The sequence below is a fragment of the Shewanella denitrificans OS217 genome (genome assembly GCF_000013765.1).
Classification (GTDB): domain Bacteria; phylum Pseudomonadota; class Gammaproteobacteria; order Enterobacterales; family Shewanellaceae; genus Shewanella; species Shewanella denitrificans.
Window position 1 is genome coordinate 55,703 of record NC_007954.1, and the last position, 16,494, is coordinate 72,196.

Annotated in this window: 21 protein-coding genes; all 21 read left to right on the forward strand. The window is 40.3% G+C overall.

Translation table 11 applies throughout. The features are described from left to right. The 21 genes from SDEN_RS00230 to fliP all read left to right on the forward strand — a co-directional run bounded on the left by SDEN_RS00230 (position 1) and on the right by fliP (position 16,487). Entirely contained in the window at positions 1 to 1,059 is a 1,059-nt protein-coding gene (locus SDEN_RS00230) for an EscU/YscU/HrcU family type III secretion system export apparatus switch protein (protein ID WP_011494509.1), read from the forward strand. Then, positions 1,056 to 3,098, forward strand: coding sequence for a flagellar biosynthesis protein FlhA (locus SDEN_RS00235; protein ID WP_011494510.1), 2,043 nt, complete (start codon positions 1,056 to 1,058; stop codon positions 3,096 to 3,098). The genes SDEN_RS00230 and SDEN_RS00235 overlap by 4 nt, the downstream gene beginning before the upstream one ends. A gap of 2 nt (positions 3,099 to 3,100) precedes the next feature. Further along, a complete protein-coding gene (locus SDEN_RS00240; protein ID WP_011494511.1) occupies positions 3,101 to 3,748 on the forward strand; it encodes a flagellar hook-basal body complex protein in 648 nt (215 codons plus the stop codon). 2 nt (positions 3,749 to 3,750) lie between these two features. After that, positions 3,751 to 4,512 (forward strand): flagellar hook-basal body protein, encoded by a 762-nt coding sequence (locus tag SDEN_RS00245; protein WP_011494512.1) that lies wholly within the window; start codon positions 3,751 to 3,753, stop codon positions 4,510 to 4,512. A gap of 66 nt (positions 4,513 to 4,578) precedes the next feature. Beyond that, complete coding sequence (locus SDEN_RS00250; protein ID WP_198134616.1) at positions 4,579 to 5,370, forward strand: flagella basal body P-ring formation protein FlgA; 792 nt, start codon at positions 4,579 to 4,581, stop codon at positions 5,368 to 5,370. Beyond that, positions 5,360 to 5,923 carry a flagellar basal body L-ring protein FlgH gene (locus tag SDEN_RS00255; protein ID WP_011494514.1) on the forward strand — a complete coding sequence of 188 codons (564 nt, stop codon included), beginning with the start codon at positions 5,360 to 5,362 and terminating at the stop codon, positions 5,921 to 5,923. The genes SDEN_RS00250 and SDEN_RS00255 overlap by 11 nt, the downstream gene beginning before the upstream one ends. Beyond that, positions 5,923 to 7,038: a flagellar basal body P-ring protein FlgI gene (locus SDEN_RS00260; protein WP_011494515.1), complete on the forward strand. Its 1,116-nt coding sequence runs from the start codon at positions 5,923 to 5,925 to the stop codon at positions 7,036 to 7,038. The genes SDEN_RS00255 and SDEN_RS00260 overlap by 1 nt, the downstream gene beginning before the upstream one ends. Positions 7,039 to 7,048: 10 nt before the next feature. Then, positions 7,049 to 7,384, forward strand: coding sequence for a hypothetical protein (locus tag SDEN_RS00265; RefSeq protein WP_011494516.1), 336 nt, complete (start codon positions 7,049 to 7,051; stop codon positions 7,382 to 7,384). Continuing rightward, complete coding sequence (locus SDEN_RS00270; RefSeq protein ID WP_011494517.1) at positions 7,384 to 7,767, forward strand: flagellar basal body rod protein FlgC; 384 nt, start codon at positions 7,384 to 7,386, stop codon at positions 7,765 to 7,767. Before SDEN_RS00265 ends, SDEN_RS00270 begins: the two co-directional genes overlap by 1 nt. 2 nt (positions 7,768 to 7,769) lie before the next feature. Continuing rightward, the gene (gene fliE / locus SDEN_RS00275) at positions 7,770 to 8,060 is read left to right on the forward strand and encodes a flagellar hook-basal body complex protein FliE (RefSeq protein WP_011494518.1); all 291 of its coding nucleotides are present in this window, start codon (positions 7,770 to 7,772) and stop codon (positions 8,058 to 8,060) included. A 24-nt stretch (positions 8,061 to 8,084) separates the two neighbouring features. After that, entirely contained in the window at positions 8,085 to 9,395 is a 1,311-nt protein-coding gene (locus SDEN_RS00280) for a flagellar M-ring protein FliF C-terminal domain-containing protein (RefSeq protein WP_041405609.1), read from the forward strand. Then, positions 9,388 to 9,702 carry a hypothetical protein gene (locus SDEN_RS00285; protein WP_011494520.1) on the forward strand — a complete coding sequence of 105 codons (315 nt, stop codon included), beginning with the start codon at positions 9,388 to 9,390 and terminating at the stop codon, positions 9,700 to 9,702. Before SDEN_RS00280 ends, SDEN_RS00285 begins: the two co-directional genes overlap by 8 nt. Beyond that, entirely contained in the window at positions 9,702 to 10,415 is a 714-nt protein-coding gene (locus SDEN_RS00290) for a hypothetical protein (protein ID WP_011494521.1), read from the forward strand. Before SDEN_RS00285 ends, SDEN_RS00290 begins: the two co-directional genes overlap by 1 nt. Continuing rightward, the gene (locus tag SDEN_RS00295; protein WP_011494522.1) at positions 10,408 to 11,718 is read left to right on the forward strand and encodes a FliI/YscN family ATPase; all 1,311 of its coding nucleotides are present in this window, start codon (positions 10,408 to 10,410) and stop codon (positions 11,716 to 11,718) included. The genes SDEN_RS00290 and SDEN_RS00295 overlap by 8 nt, the downstream gene beginning before the upstream one ends. A gap of 6 nt (positions 11,719 to 11,724) precedes the next feature. Next, a complete protein-coding gene (locus tag SDEN_RS00300; RefSeq protein WP_011494523.1) occupies positions 11,725 to 12,153 on the forward strand; it encodes a hypothetical protein in 429 nt (142 codons plus the stop codon). After that, entirely contained in the window at positions 12,146 to 12,940 is a 795-nt protein-coding gene (locus SDEN_RS00305) for a hypothetical protein (RefSeq protein ID WP_011494524.1), read from the forward strand. The genes SDEN_RS00300 and SDEN_RS00305 overlap by 8 nt, the downstream gene beginning before the upstream one ends. Next, positions 12,941 to 13,348, forward strand: coding sequence for a flagellar hook assembly protein FlgD (locus tag SDEN_RS00310; RefSeq protein WP_011494525.1), 408 nt, complete (start codon positions 12,941 to 12,943; stop codon positions 13,346 to 13,348). It begins immediately after the preceding gene. A 14-nt stretch (positions 13,349 to 13,362) separates the two neighbouring features. Further along, the gene (gene flgF / locus SDEN_RS00315; RefSeq protein WP_011494526.1) at positions 13,363 to 14,541 is read left to right on the forward strand and encodes a flagellar basal-body rod protein FlgF; all 1,179 of its coding nucleotides are present in this window, start codon (positions 13,363 to 13,365) and stop codon (positions 14,539 to 14,541) included. Then, on the forward strand, positions 14,541 to 15,203 hold the full coding sequence (locus tag SDEN_RS00320) for a hypothetical protein (protein WP_011494527.1): 663 nt from the start codon (positions 14,541 to 14,543) through the stop codon (positions 15,201 to 15,203). Before flgF ends, SDEN_RS00320 begins: the two co-directional genes overlap by 1 nt. Positions 15,204 to 15,211: 8 nt before the next feature. Continuing rightward, positions 15,212 to 15,523 (forward strand): FliM/FliN family flagellar motor switch protein, encoded by a 312-nt coding sequence (locus SDEN_RS00325; protein WP_011494528.1) that lies wholly within the window; start codon positions 15,212 to 15,214, stop codon positions 15,521 to 15,523. 274 nt (positions 15,524 to 15,797) lie between these two features. Beyond that, complete coding sequence (gene fliP, locus SDEN_RS00330) at positions 15,798 to 16,487, forward strand: flagellar type III secretion system pore protein FliP (RefSeq protein ID WP_011494529.1); 690 nt, start codon at positions 15,798 to 15,800, stop codon at positions 16,485 to 16,487. Positions 16,488 to 16,494 lie beyond the last annotated feature (7 nt).

A 16,494-nucleotide genomic window follows, 5' to 3' on the forward strand; every position in this document is an offset into this window, starting at 1 on the left:
ATGTCAGATGAGCATAAGTCAGAACAGGCTTCACAATATAAGCTTAATGAGGCTCGCAAGCGTGGGCAGCTAGCAAAAAGTATGGAGCTTAATGCTTGGGTTTTAGTTTTGATCTCACTTGCTTATTTCTATTTGTTTTCTGAGTCATTAGCCAAAGAACTAATGTCTGTTATCAGCCGCTACTTGCAAATTCTAGGCTCTGTAGATATTCGAAATAACTTCATGCTCATAGCTTTCGATATATTTTATCCTCTGGCAGTATTACTCGTTCCCTTTTTCTCTATTTTAGTTGTTGCTAGCATAGTGATTAACGTGCTGCTAAATGGGTTTGTGTTTAGTTTTGAACCATTATCGCCAAAGTTCGAAAAATTAAATCCAGTCAAGGGCTTAAAGAAGATTTTTTCAAAGAAAAATTTATTTGAATTTATAAAGCAGACGATTAAATTGTTTTTAGTAGCACTGTGTGGCTATTTATTATTTTATGGTGTTGTGGAAAGGCTGATTATTGCTAGTCAATCACATGTTTCATCCTTACTCGGCATGGCTTTGTCGCAAGAAACACTCAGATTGAGCTTTTATCTACTGCTAACAATTTTCCCTTTAATCGCACTCGATGTGTTATTCACTCGATGGGACTTTAAGAAACAAATGATGATGAGCCATAGAGAAGTTAGGGAAGAGTATAAAAAGAAAGAGGGTGATCCTCAGATAAAATCTAAGCGTAAAGAAGTACAAAAAGAACTGGCAAAAAAATTAATTGCGTTAGGGAAGGTTAAAGAGGCTGATGTCATTATCAATAACCCGACTCATATTTCAGTCGCGTTAAAATTTGATCCCCTGACTATGAACTCTCCAATTGTTGTGGCATCTGGAAGTGGTGTGTTAGGCAAGTTTATACGCCGTATTGCGGTTAAACACAGTCTATTGCAGGTTACTAATATTTCCCTTGCTCGTCGCTTGTATAAACAGCTTGCTATTGGGCAGCCACTCCCAGCAGAGTATTTTGATGAGCTGGCCCCTATTTACCGAAAAATTCTTGGCATGGATTCTAAAAAATGATTGATAAATTAAGAGATTATGGCCTCAGGGGTGACGTTTTTTTTGCTGTAGGCGTTATTGCAATTTTGATGCTGTTGTTTGTTCCAATTCCGGCCACAGTATTAGATGTGCTGATTATCCTCAATATTAGTTTTGCATTACTTATTTTATTGCTCACCTTTTATTCTGAGCGGCCACTGGATTTTTCTACGTTACCATCGGTGCTATTGCTAGCAACCTTGTTTCGACTTGGATTGAATATTGCTTCTACTCGACTCATTTTAACTGATGGCAATGCCGGGAAAGTGATCTCCGCTGTCGGGTCATATGTGGTTGCTGGTAATTATGTTATCGGTTTAGTTATTTTCTTTATTCTTGTTGTGGTGCAATTTTTGGTGGTCACCAATGGGGCGCAACGAGTTGCGGAGGTGACAGCTCGCTTTACCTTAGATTCAATGCCCGGTAAACAAATGAGCATAGATGCTGATTTGAACATGGGGATTATCGATGAGAAGCAAGCTCAAGAGCGAAGAGCTTATATTGAGAAAGAAGCTAACTTCTATGGCGCAATGGACGGGGCAACCAAGTTTGTTAAAGGGGACGCAATTGCTAGTATTATCATTATTTTAATTAATATTATTGGTGGTCTTGCAATTGGGGTTGCACAGGCGGGCTTACCATGGCAACAAGCACTTCATATCTATACCCTGCAAACTGTGGGTGATGGAATCGTGACTCAGATCCCATCTTTAATCATTGCCGTGGGCACCGGTATTATTATCACAAGGGCTGCGACTCAAGGTAATCTTGCAGATCAATTGTTTGGTCAAATTGTCACCCATCCTTTTACTTTGACCTTAGTTGCTGTAGTGATTTCATCAGCAGCATTCTTACCAGGATTACCTTCACTCACATTAATACTGGTTGGCATCACTTTTGCGCTATTTGGGTATTTTGCCCACAAGAAAAAACAACTTAAATTGATTGAAAAAACTTTTAGGGAATTTGAAAATACTAAAAAAACATCTACTCAAGAAAGTTTGTTGCAGGTCGCTTTTTCATCGCAAATTTGGCCGCAAATTTTGGCTGAAGAAACTGAAATTCAGCGTCAGTTCAGTCGTTTTAAATCTGAGTTTGAAAGTAAGTATGGTTTGTTTCTACCTGAGTTATTGTTGAAAGCCGAATCGGTTTTGAAAGCCGATGAATATTCCATTCGTCTTTCAAATATTGAGTTTGCGTCGGGGGTGCTCCATCCCGATAAAATGATGGTGATTGATCCACAGAATAAACTCGACAAAAAAATGGGACTAGCAGCGGTTGAACCGGCATATGGTTTGAATGCTTTGTGGGTAGATGCTGACAAAGCGAAAGACATTAAGCAGGGTGGAATGACGGTTGTTGAACCCATTTCAGTTTTGATGACACATATAACAGAATTTGTTAAATCTCACTCTGCAGAATTTGTCACTCGTCAGTTCGTGGATCAGCTTGTTGCAGAGCAGCGCGAGATTAACGAAGTGCTTGTGTCGGAGGTTATTCCCACACAGTTAGCTATTGCTGATGTGCAGCAGATATTTACTCATTTAGTTCAAGAGAAAGTTTGTTTGCATAATGCTAACCATATTTTTGAAGTTCTTGCCGATAAAGCACGACATGAAAAAGATGTTCAGTTGTTAACTGAGTTTGTTAGGCAGAGATTACGGAATCAACTAACCAGTTTACTACTGGATAATGATAGAACACTCAATATTATTTCTATAGCGCCATTGCTGGAACGAGCCTTGTTAAATGGTGCGGCTAATGTCATCACTAAAGGCCTGCAAATTTCACCGACTGATTTGGATAGTTTAGTGAAGCAGGCTGTATTATTTGTCGAAAAAGCCATTTCATTAGGTGCTGAACCTGTGCTTTTAGTGAACCCCACGATTCGTCGACCTTTATGGCAGTTATTAAATCGCACCGTTCCATTGTTACATGTGATCTCAGTGAACGAAGTCCCACATCATATTAAGCTGAATAGCCTAGGTGTTATTCAAGCTTACAATCAGCAGGTTGCTTAATTATGATAGAAGCTGTAATTACTGAAGGGATAAATACACAATTACAAAGCCTAGCAACGACGAGTAATAATGTGGCGAATGCTAATACCCCTGGGTACTTGAGACAAACAAGTTTTACTCAAGTATTGGATGCTCAAATTCAAACGCAAACACAAGTCAGCAGTAAACAATTGTCAGGGGCCATTAAGCAAACGGGCAATGTATATGATTTTGCCGTGCTAGGGAAAAGTTTGTTTGTGGTTGAGTTGCTGGGAGAGCTTAGGTTAACCCAAGATGGCCGTTTTCATTTAAATGAGGCTGGTGACTTGGTTCATATCTCAGGTGCTATGGCAATGACATCAGAGGGGCCTTTAGCTGCAAATACAGAAACAGATCAGATTGCAGCACGCCTTTGGACAGTTTCTACTTCAGAGTCGTATACAAATTTACAGCCTGCAGAAATGGGACTTTATCTTGCCAATTGGGATGACTGGAAGACAAATGATGATAGTAAGGTTTTGGCACAGGCATTAAATTATACCGAACATAATGCAACTGCTGATGTGCTCGAGATGATGCGAATACAGCGTTCTGTAGAATCCCTGCAGAAAGCTTATCAGACTTATGACGCTGCGATAGGTTATGGGATTTCAGAATTAGGGAGAAGATGAAAATGATAGATGCATTATACATTGCAGAGTCAGGATTAGATGCAAAGCAAAAACAACTTGATGCCATTGCTCATAATATAGCTAACGTATCGACTCCAGGCTACAAAACAAGTCAAATGAGTTTTATGACTGTGGTGCAGGAAGATCGCGATAATTCAGGTCAAATTGTTAGCTCTCAAGGCTTAGGTGTCATGGCGCAACAATCTCCGCTTGATATGTCTGTAGGCAAAATGGAGCAGACCGGACGTCCGTTAGATGTTGCGATTAATGGGGCTGGTTTTTTAGAGGTCGAACAAGGGAATGGCAAGCTTTTATATTCTAGAGGCGGTCGATTGATCACTGATGCACAAGGTTATTTGAGCACTGAAAATGGCTTAAGGCTGACATCAATGCTGCAAATCCCCCCAGATGCTGAAGATGTTAGGATTGCCACCGATGGAATGTTGAGTGCTAAATTGCCTGGCAATGAGGTCATTGAAATCGGTCAAGTTCAGCTGGTTAACTTTGTTGATATGTCAGCGATAAAGGCCGTTGGTAATAATTTATTTGAAGTCGATCAAGAAGCACTTAATACAGCCTATTACGGCTCTGTGGGTGAAAGTGGGATGGGGGTGCTACAGCAAGGGATGTTGGAGTCTTCAAATGTTTCTATGAACCAAGAAATGATGAATATGATGATGGCTCAACGTAGTTACCAGCTCAATGCCCGGCTCGTCCAAGTATCAGATCAAATATTAGAAACACTCAATAACTTAAGACGATAAATGAGGCTTATTTTTCTATTTTTCATTTTACTGTTCCACTCTCAGACACAAGCTGTAGAGAGGACTGTGCGTGGCTATACCCCGTTGATGTTATCAGAGCTGATCCCAACGCTGGAAGGGCAAGATAGAAGAGTACTGAGTGAACCTATAAAGCAATGGGTCCGCTTAGATGAATACCTGACTCCAGAGGAGTTAACACGTTATTCGGTGCCAAAAAATACCACTGTTTGGATTGATAAATGCGAACAAGCAGATAAAAAAATCTTAGCTGATAACGTGAGGGCTTGGTTACTGGCACAGCCCTGGTCAAAGGGATTGGAAGTGACTCAAGTGAGTCTAGCCGATAAAAGAATATGTCGGGAGTGGCTCGAAGTTTCGCGATTTTCGCTACTTAATTCGCAATATATAAATAGCGCATTAGTTTTGATTAATCAAAGTGAACCTTCGCAAGTTTTAGCGCTAGAGTTAACGGCGAAATACCGTACCTGGCGGGCTAGCGTGCCGCTTAAAGCAGGTAGCCCGTTATACCAGAGTCAATTAACACAGAGCTGGGAACCTTTAGTCAATAGCGTTAATTTAGTTGATTTAACTTTGGATTTTGAACTTGATTGGAAGGCCCGTAGACCAATTCGAACTGAGCAAAAAATTTCTCGTGGCATGCTATTACAGGCATCAACGGTAGAAGTTGGAGATGAAGTGATGATCGTTCTTTTTAATGGTTCATTAACCATTGATACCACAGGAAGGGCATTGGAGCGGGGGTATTTAGGTGAGCAAGTCTTTATCCTTGTCGATGGGGCTAAGGCCCCTGTTAAAGGGGTTATTGTACAGAAAGGAGTCGTGAAAATTGGTACCTAGAATATTGTTATTATTGCTTTTTTGTTTCACTTGTTCAGCAACGGACCTAGTTGAAATCGATAAGTTAAGGGCCCTTACTGCGGATAAAAGAGCTGTAGGTATTGGTGATGTTGTCACCCTATTGGTTTTTGAGGATGCAAAAGCGGGGTCAAGTGCAAACTTAAAAGAACAAGGTGAGTTTGAAATGTCTGCGGGGGCGCGAAGAAGTGATCTCAATTGGCAGTATGGCTTGGGAGGGATGTCTTCTAATAAGGGGGATGCGGCAACACAGAGAAATGGCTTTATCAAAGCCCATGTTACCGTTCTGGTCCAAGGTGTGGATGACTATGGATTATTTGTGGTTCAGGGAATACAGAAACTGCAAATTAATGGTGAAGAACAAGTTATCTCTGTGAGCGGCAAACTTCGCAAAGATGATATTGCGGCCAATAATACCGCGCTGTCATCTAGATTATTAGATGCGAGTATTAGCTTTACTGGGCAAGGAACAGTGAGTACAGGTCATGACTCTAATCTCTTTAGTCGTTTGTTTCGCTGGTTTGGAATATTGTAATGATTAATCGTATTAAGTTAGTGTTAACCGTTTTATTGGTCTTATGCTCTGTGCCTGCATTAAGCGCAGTGAGTCAGGTAACCGTTAAGGATGTGGCGAGGATTAATGGTGTCAGAGATACCGCTTTAGTGGGATATGGATTGGTCACTGGTCTTGCGGGCAGTGGAGATTCTGCACGATTCTCATCTACCTCTCAGTCTTTAAAAAGTGTATTACGTTCCTTTAATGTCAATATTGAAGATAAAGAAGTGCAAAGCCGAAATGTGGCTGCCGTTATTGTCACAGCTTCAATTCCAGCGTTTGCAGAGATAGGGGATAAATTGGATGTGCAAGTGAGCTCTTTGGGAGATGCGAGGAGCTTAGCTGGGGGCACCTTATTGTTAAGCCCTTTAAAGGCGCCTAATGATGAAGTCTATGCCTTGGCTCAAGGGCAAATTACTGTTGGTGGCTATCGTTTTGAACAAGATCAAAATCTTGTTGCGAAAAATCATGCCACGGTTGGCAGTATTATTCGTGGCGCCACCACTGAACGTTCTGTGGTGGCCAACATTTTTGCAGAAGATGGTTCGGTGAGTTTAATTTTAAATACCCCAGATTTTACCATGCTGGATAATATCACAACTGCACTAAGGTATGAGTTCCCGTCACTGGATATACGTCCAGCACATGCCGGTAAGTTGGATATTCATGGTCGTGATTTATCTTTTAGTCATTTGGCTAAAATAGAGCAAGTTAGCATTAACGTGGCCCAATCAGCACGGATAGTGGTGAATGAAAGATCGGGTATTATTGTTTCTGGTTCAGATATACCTGTTTCAAGTGTGGTTATCAGCCACGGAAATATTAATCTTAAAATCAGTTCATCACCTCGAGTATCACAACCTTATAATGTTGTATTTGGCGATCAATCAAATATAAAAACCGTGACAGTTAGAGAGACAGAAATAGAAGTGAATGAGCAACAGCAAGCTGTTTACATCAATAAAGATACTACGACTATTGCAGAAGTTGTGTCTTCATTACAGAAGCTCAATATCCCGACTAGAGATATGATTTCTATATTGGAAGGATTAAAACGCAGTGGTGCGTTACATGCAGAAATTGTAATTCAATAAGGAATTAAGAATGACAGTTAATCAGATTGTATTTGATGCCATGAAGGTGGCTAAAGCTCAGCATCATCATACTGCTGAACAAATAGCGCAATATAACAATCCTCAAGTGGAGCATTTGGAACGAGTTAATTTTGAACGCGTGTTGCAGGATTCCTTAAATCTCGATCGTCAAAATATTAATAATTTGGTTGTCAATCACAGTGAATTAGTAAGTCGTGACAACATCTCTCTAGATCAGCTAACTGCCGAAGCCTTAGATGCAAGCGGGAAATATAAAGTGTTAACTGAAATGCTTAATCGTAGATTTGGAATGATGTCACTTGCAGTGAGTGGGCAGGAGAAGTAATGGCAGAACTAGATGTAAGGGCTGTAGCGCAGACCGGAATGGCATTTGAAAGAAACAGAATAGAAGCGGCATCGTTAAATATAGCGCGTGCAAATGTTGTTTCTTCAACTGCAGCTCAAGTTGAACCCCTTTTTATGGCGGCACTGTCAGGTGAGGAGCTCCAGCCTGGGAATGTTAAGCTGACTGGCTACATGAAAAGTAAGGCTATTTACCAACCCGCTCATCCATTAGCGGATAAACAAGGCTTTATCTATATGCCAGATATCGATCTAGCCCATGAAATGGTGACCTTAAGTAGTGCAAAACGCGCATATGAAGCCAACATTAAAGTCTATAACAGTTATAAAGAAATGTCAGCTAAGGCATTGGAAATAGGGAAGTAATAATGGAAATTGAAGCAATAAGAGCCTTAGAAGTAACGGGTAATATACCGTTAGCCCCCTCTCAATTACCTGAAGTTTCATTTGTTGAAATGCTGGGTGATGGGGTGCATAAAGTCAGTAATGATATGAATGTTGCAAATGAGTTGGTTGAGAAGTTTGCTCGTGGAGAACCGATCGCAGTCGATGAGGTCATGGTTGCCATGGAGCAAGCCCAGTTATCGCTAAAGCTGGCCGTAGAAGTTAAAAATAAACTGACCGCCGCGTACCAGGAATTATTCAGGATGCAGGTTTAGTTCCAAAAATAAGAGATGAGCAGTATGGAAAAAATAACAAAGAAAATGCGGTTCTTTATCGCTGGCATCAGCTTAATGTTGCTGACCTTGATAACATTGTGGTGGGTTATTCAGGATTCTAAGCAAGTGCTTTTTTCTGGTTTGTCGCAAGCGACACTGACGGAATATACTGCCAAGTTAGAGGCCAGTGGAATAGGCTATCAAGTGGAAGGTACATCTATTTTTGTTGCTAGCTCTGACAGCAATCAGGCCAGAGTTGTGGCCATGGAAGATAGTATCCAGAGCAATAATGTGACTGGCTTTGAACTGTATGAAAATAGTGATTTAGGTGCTACAGAAAGAGCGCAGCATGCAAATTATCTGCGGGCACTCCAAGGGGAAATTGAGCGGACTTTAACTGGGTTTAATTACATTAAGAAAGCTCGAGTTCATCTGACGTTGCCACAAAAACGCCTTTTCATGAGTCAAAATCAATTAACAAAAGCCTCGGTTACTTTGTTCACCGTCGACCATTATCAACCAAGAACTATAGACATAGAAGCGATAAAACAGCTAGTTGTGTCAGCGGTTGAAGATTTGACAATAGATCAAGTTGTTGTGATTGACGGGGCTGGTCAATGGGGTGTTTTTGAACCTCAAGGTGATCTTAGCTCCCCCAATTTAGCACTGCGTAGAAGTACAGAATCATATTTAGAGCAGAAGGTGTTGCAAGTATTAGTGGCATATTTTTCAGCGTCTAGTATATCTGCTGCCGTTGCGGTTGAGCTGAATACCGACACAGTTAAGATACATGAGACTAAGGCAATAAAAGGGGATGGCAGTCAAGGTTTGATTAGCTCTGAAACTAAGTTTGAAGAAACCCACTTAAGTGACGACAATAAGCCGGGCTCTAAAACTCTCAGAAATGAGGTTACTTATGCCCACGGAGCCTTGACACAGGAAACTGAGCAAGCTCCAGGGCAAATATTGAGATTAACGGCTGCGGTTTCGATTAATGCTGAAGTCGCCCCGGAGTTGCAGGCGCAGATTTCAGAATTAATAAAGAACACCATAGGTTTTGATAGTCAGCGTGATGACAGTATTTCAGTTAGTTTCTTTTATCTGCCCAAAGTAGAACCACTACCCGTCACTCCGATGGCTGTAGAACCCGTTGTAGTGAAAACGGTGGAAAGTAATACCTGGTGGCCTTTTTTACTTATTGGTTTAGGTACGTTATTTAGCCTATCTACAGGTATGTTTTATTTGGCGAATAAAAGGGATAGCACAGAGCAGCAGTTACTTAATCAAATAAACTATTTGTTTGATAATGAGCAAAAGGCGCCAGAAAATGCATGAAGCAGCTTGTAAGGCGTCGATTTTATTATTGTCAGTTAATAAAGCTAAGCGCTATCGATTACTGAAGAAAATCGATGCTGCTCGTGCGGCAGAGATTGAGCAGGCTTTTGACAAACTGACGAGTTTGGGTCTAACGCTTGATGATTTTTCTCGGTTGAAGCTACCCATTTCTGTATTTTCTTGTGAGTCAATAAATGAGGTTAATTGGTTACGTTCTCATGTTAGTGATCAAGATCATTTACAGACAAAAGCTAAGGTGAAAACTGCTTTTTTACAGTTATTGGCTCTTGATGAAGGGCTTAGATAATGGAAAAAATTCAGAGTTTTCCTTGGGCGATTAAACCTATTCACAAGGTCGATAGTGAGCATCATGCTGGGAAACATCCGGAAAAAGTTAACCCAGCACATATAGAAGTAGCCTTGAAGCAGATGACTCCGGCGGAGCGAAAATCGCTTTTAGCGCCCTTTATTGAAGATGAGCTGGCATTGCATCGTGCTAATTTAGAAGCTCGCCTTACCAAGGAAATGAATAGTAAGCTAGATAAACAATTACAAGTGGAAATTGAGCTTGCTGTCATAAAAGTAAAGGAAGATGTTGAACACAAAGAGGCGCAGCGTAAGCAAAAAATTGAACAATTAATTGCTCATATTATGTCTCCTGAAATAACGGGCGCAACAAGTGACGCTGAGCAAGTCCTTGCTTTTGCGTTAGTGATCGTTGAGAAAATTTTAGCTCAAAAAATAGCATCGAAACCTTGTTATGATTCATGGGTTGACAGCATATTAGGCACAACTCGGGGGCACAATTTACCCATCCTTAATATTAACCAACAAGACTATAATTTATTATTAGAATTTGACTTAATTACTAAACTTAGTGAGAAAGTTTCTGAAATTAAGATTAAAGATGTTGCTCACTTCAGTTTTGAACTGGAGTCTATTTATGGTCAGAGCGGTCATGATTCACTGGCAATATTAACTCAGTTGCAAGCTTGGTTAAGTGAGCGCGCTTGTGATTAGTCTTACCCAATTAAAGCAAGTGACGACCAAGTACCATTATGGTTCTGTATTACGCAGTGAAGGGCTTATGCTGGTGGCCTCTTTACCGCAAGCATTTGTTGGTGAGCTTTGTACCATTAGGCGTGCTGATGAAACCCTGCCTGATATCTCAGCTGAAGTCATCTCAATCTCTGAGACACAAGTTAAGTTAATGCCTTTTCAATCTGCTAGTGGGATTAGTTTTGGGGATAAATTAATTGGCAGTGGGACTTCTATAAGGCTGCCAATGGGTTCTGGCATGTTAGGGCATGTTGTTGATGCGTTTGGTCAGCCTCTAGATGAACAAGAGCTTGGGGTTGTACAGACTCAGTGTGTTTTTCTAGCCTCACACATTAATCCATTAACGAGAGCGGCAATTGACGAGCCGTTAACCACAAGAATTAAAGCGCTTGATAGCTTTATTCCTATCGGTAAAGGTCAAAGGGTGGGGATACTTGCAGGGAGTGGTGTCGGTAAAAGTACTTTACTTGCCATGATGAGTGATAGCTGTGCCCAACAAAATGCTGTTATTGTCATTGTACTTGTGGGGGAACGAGGCCGAGAAGTTGAAGAGTTCGTTAATGGTAAAATGTTTAAAAGATTGCGAAGTCGTGCAGTGCTCGTTGCTGCTACAGCGGAAGAAATGCCTGTCACTAGGGTCCTTGCGGTTAAGTATGGGTTAGCACTGGCTGAGTCCTTATCTGCTGAGGGTAAGGAAGTTATTTTTGTTGTTGATTCACTCACTAGAGTGGCGATGGCCCAAAGAGAGATAGGTTTGGCCATTGGAGAACCGCCAACAGCTAAAGGTTACACACCTTCAGTTTTCTCTTTATTACAGCGCATCGTAGAGCGTTGCGGTGCATTTCGTCATCGAGCATCGATAACCGCGTTATTTAGTGTGTTAGTTGAAACTGATGATTTTGACGATCCTATCGTAGATACATTAAGGGCTGTCTTAGATGGTCACATAGTGTTAGATAGAGCTCTTGCAGAACAAGGGCACTTTCCCGCGATAGATGTGTTAAGAAGTGTTAGCAGGCTGACAACGAATTTATTCGATGCTAAAAAAATAAAATTGTCTCGTGCCGGTCGAATCTTATTATCAGAATATAAACAGAAAAAAATGATGATAGATCTTGCTGACGCAGAAGGGACATTGACAGGCCAATTTCAGCAATTAAAGAAAAAGCATGACTTGTTGAATCTATGGTTGCAACAAGACGAGCTAAGTTCGAAAACAACTCAGGAATTAGAGCTACAACTGATGGATATCATAGAAGGTTAACTTAGTATGACTCTTAATCAAATTTGGCAATTAAAGAAGCAGCAACAACATCAGCGCACACATGTTGAACTTGAAAATTTGAATGCTGATATTGATAAAAATAAGCGAGAGCTAGGGGTTTTATCTGTGCAAGAGCAATCCTTAGTGCGCTTTGAGATTCAAGACCATGCGAGTTTACAGCTTGCTTCCATTAATTTAGCTTGGTTGGATCGTCTTGCTCAAGAGAAAAGTGACTTAGAGCTAACATTAGCGGAATTTAATTTAGATAAGCGCGCTAAAGAGAAATTACTATCCCGTAATGCTCAGGTTATTGAGAAAGTAGGGGAGTTGATTACTCTTGAGTCTAAGGGAGGGGCGATCATGCGGATGAAGATAAAGGATAAGCAAGTTCAAGCTAGTTTATGCGAAAGCTTGGCTAGGAGGCAAAATGATTGAATTTGAATCTATCCATCAATCAATAAAATTACCAAACAAAGCGTTAACTGAGCCTAATGAAAACGAGGCGTTATTTTTGTCTCACCTCAATGGTGAAGCATTTGATGGTACTTTGAATAGCAAAAACCAGCTATACCAAGAGGGTAATAAGACGTCTGAATCAGTAAGCCCTTTGACGACGGATTTTCTTTCACTGTGGAAAAAATCTGCAGATATTGCGTCATCAGTGATTTCCCATGGCTTATATGAAGAGCAAATGGTATTGCCTCAGTATGGTGGAAATAATCATGGTGCTAATGGTGCTAATGTGATCAAACAAACGCCTGATTGGCTTGCTATCGGTAGCTATCAAGTTCAAACACTGAATACACTGAATACACTGAATAGTGCTCAAGAGGCAACATCTTACCAAGGGGAAGGATTTGTTTTTAGTCATGTTCATGACGCTAACTTAGCTTTTCAGGCTGTTCAGGCACCTATGCTAGAGATAGGCTCAAATAATACCTTATCTAAAGCTGTCGATAGTGGCAGTGTAAGAAATGTCGTATTTAAATTGAGTGACCAATATAAAATGACTGAAATTGCGAGCATCAATGCTCCATTATGGAAAACCGCTGAGCAAACCCAGTCTAGACGAGTCACTTTTGGGGAACATTTAGGCACACGAACAATGAGAGTGAGGGATTATTTCTCTACGGATGCAAAGCTTGAGTATGCGGAAATGTTGTCATACTCAAATGTAGATAGACTGATGATAAATGGATATTTGCAATGGGAGAGAAAGTAAATGGATATTCAATCTATTGGTGGTAATTCATATGCGACGACGAATCCACAGACAAATATTAAACTAGATGATTTTTTACAGCTATTTGTTGCGCAATTAAATTATCAAGACCCGCTAGAGCCAGTCAATAATAGTGAGTTTTTGGCGCAGTTAGCGCAATTTTCGTCACTTGAGATAAATCGCCAGAGTAATGATAATTCATTATCTCTCTTGGCTATTGGTTCATCAGATCAAGCCTTGGGATTAATAGGGCGAAGTGTTGAAGTTAACACGCAAAGTGGTCAAGCATTTATTGGTGATGTAACAGGAGTGAACTTTACTCAACAGGGACCTATGTTAACGGTAAAAGGGGCTGATGACTCGCTTCTAACTGATATCAAACTAGGTCAAATTACTGTAGTTAAATAAAAAAGGGAATTAACATGTTACAGGCTTTTTATACTGGATTATCTGGACTTAATAGTTACTCTAAAAATTTAGATAATGTGAGTAATAATATCGCAAATATGAATACTGCTGGTTATCGTGGAATGGACAGCTTTTATCAAGCATTGGGCGGTGATAGTGATAAACCGGGTTTAGGTGCGCAAATCTCGGGTCTTGGATATCGATTTTCAGTGGGAGATATCAGACAGACTGGCAATGATTTTGATTTAGCCATTACAGGTACAGGATTTTTTGCTTTATTGGATGGTGAAAAGGTTTTCTACACTCGAACGGGTCAGTTTGAGTTTGATCAGAATAATGTACTCGTCGATAAAAATACCGGTTTTAAGGTGGCAGGCATTGATAGTAATGGTCAATTAAGTGAAATCAATCTGCTGAGTTATCAGGCAATTAAACCTACAGCAACGACAAAGCTATCTCTCACAGGTAACTTATCGCCATTAGATGATGTGCATCAAATCAGCAGTGCCAAAATGATTAATTCATTAGGGGAAGAAGTTGATCTAAGTATTAAGTTTACTAATGAAAAGGCTACATTCCCTAATCAATGGAAAGTAGAGATACTTGATGATAAAGGCATTGTGCTTCACAGCGATTCAGTCAAGTTTGGCCCAGATGGTACACCCGAAGTCGGCAGTGGTTCATTCATTTTCAATCTGGCAGATAGCAGCGGAAATACAACACCAATAGACATTACTGTCGGAACCATTGGCGATTTTTCAGCTGTGACTCAAACGAGTGCAACAGGTGTTGATTCAAATGTGACATTACATGCTGTTGATGGTAAAGGTGTTGGTCAATTGGTCAAGCGTAGTTTTGATCCACAAGGAAGGGTTACACTAAATTATAGTAATGGGGATAAGGTGACACCATTTACCATTGCTATGGTAGATTTTGATGATATCAGCACATTATCCATTGAATCTGGCACAGTATTTAAAGCTAGTGATTTAGAGAGTCGGGTGCTTGGTAAGGCTGGAGAGGGACGATTTAAGCAGCTGGCGACTTCGAGTATAGAGATGTCGAATGTCGATTTGTCTCAAGAATTTGCCGACATGCTCGTTATTCAAAGAGGTTATCAGGCTAGCTCAAGAATTTTGAATGTCGCAAATCAGATGATAGAACAGTTATATGAAAATACCAGAGGTCGCTAATGGTAGGGGTTAAGTTACCTAATTGTTGGTCTGAACTTCAACGTATTGACCTTGAAACTAAAGTCACAAAAAAAGTCATCGCTTGGTTATCTGAATGGCTTTTACAGTCTGCTGATGAAGTCAACTGGCACTGGAATAGCACGCTTTTTGCTTGTGCGAAGCAGAAAGTTCGTATGAATGAATTGCAATGGGTAGAACTTGCTCATTTTGCAATGACAGGAGAGTGCAGTCATGTGCAAGTAACGAAAAAGCTGAGCTTACTTGCAGAGCAGATGAAAAACGAGTTGCAGCAATTATGTGAAATACAGGCCGCAGACTCGGAACAGTGCGCAGCTGTATTAGAGATAAGACTGCATTCAAATCTTATTGTATGCATCCCAATACCAATACAGTGCATGCCTACTCAAGTGGTCGTTCCCACCGAACCAATATCGAGTGGACTCATTGAGAAAATGATCGGTGACTGTCATTTATCTTTGCAATGTCACTTGGATAGTTTGCCTATGACTCTAGAGCAAATTTACTCACTTAAAACAGGTGACCGAGTGCGATTAAAGCATAGGTTTGACTCAGAGATCACATTATCTGATAAGTCATACCACACGAATATTAAAGGTTTTTTGGCTAGTTTCATGGGCCACAGATCTATTGTTATAAAATGAGGAATACAATGTCAGAAGTAGCATCGTTCGAATTGACGGAAGTCGTTGATTTACCTAGGGGAAAGTCTGTAGAGACACCGTTGGATTTGGCTATACTCGAGCAAACTAAAATTGAATTGAATGTCAATATTGGTGATGTATCAATGAGTATTTCTGAGCTTAAAGAATTAAAAGAAAATAGTATTGTTAAATTAGCTCAGAAAGTTGATTCAGAGTTTGAACTTAAATGGAAAGATGTTGTAATTGCAAAAGGAAGGTTAGTTGCGGTTGATGAATATCTAGCATTAGAGATTACACAGGTCACCTCAAATGAGCAGTGAGTTGGGACTGCGAGCCGAAGATCCTATTAATCCAGTCAGCTGGCTAATTATTGGATTTTTGTGCTTAGCCATGATTATTATTTGGTTGTATGTTAAACGGAAAAATTTGGACCAGTCGAATTCATCGATTTCTCATCAACGTTTTCCTTTAGGTGGTCAATGTTATCTTATTTCAATACAGTCTGACGGAAATACGTATAAATTATATGAAACACCTCGGGGGCTTGTTCAATTGGCTGTTGATTGTCAAAAAACTAAAAGTCAGGTGAGTTAAATGGTAGCAACTCAAACATTAAATGAATGGCTGCCACACTTATTGGATAAACCTTGGTTAGATAGCTTGGCACCAGAACTAAGAATTGTTCTTGCTGTTAGTAGCTTGACATTGATTCCTGTTTTTGTCATCGCAATGACCGCCTTTACACGGATTATTATAGTGCTGTCATTAGTCAGGCAAGCATTAGGTTTACAGCAAACTCCGCCAAACAGTGTCTTAATTGCTCTTAGTTTATTTTTAACTATTTTTGCTATGAGTGGCGTATTTGAACAGATTAATAATAAAGCACTGCTTCCTTATGCTAACGGCTCCATTGAGTTAAGTGCTGCTGTGAGTAACGGCATTGAACCACTGAAGGGGTTTATGTTGTCGCAAACGGATGAGGTTCATTTCATTAGAGTATTGGATATGGCAAAAGTGCCAGTGCCACAATCTTCAGCGGATGTATCCTTGACGCACTTAGTCCCTGCGTTCATGTTATCGGAGCTAACATTAGCTTTTAAGATGGCATTCCTCATTTTTCTTCCTTTTTTGATGATAGATTTACTCGTCGCTAGCTGCTTGATGGCTCTGGGTATGATTATGGTCCCGCCGATTACAGTATCATTACCATTGAAAATTATGGTTTTTGTGCTTATTGATGGCTGGTCATTAATCACTGGATCTTTAGTGCAAAGTTTTATGTGAGAGAAAT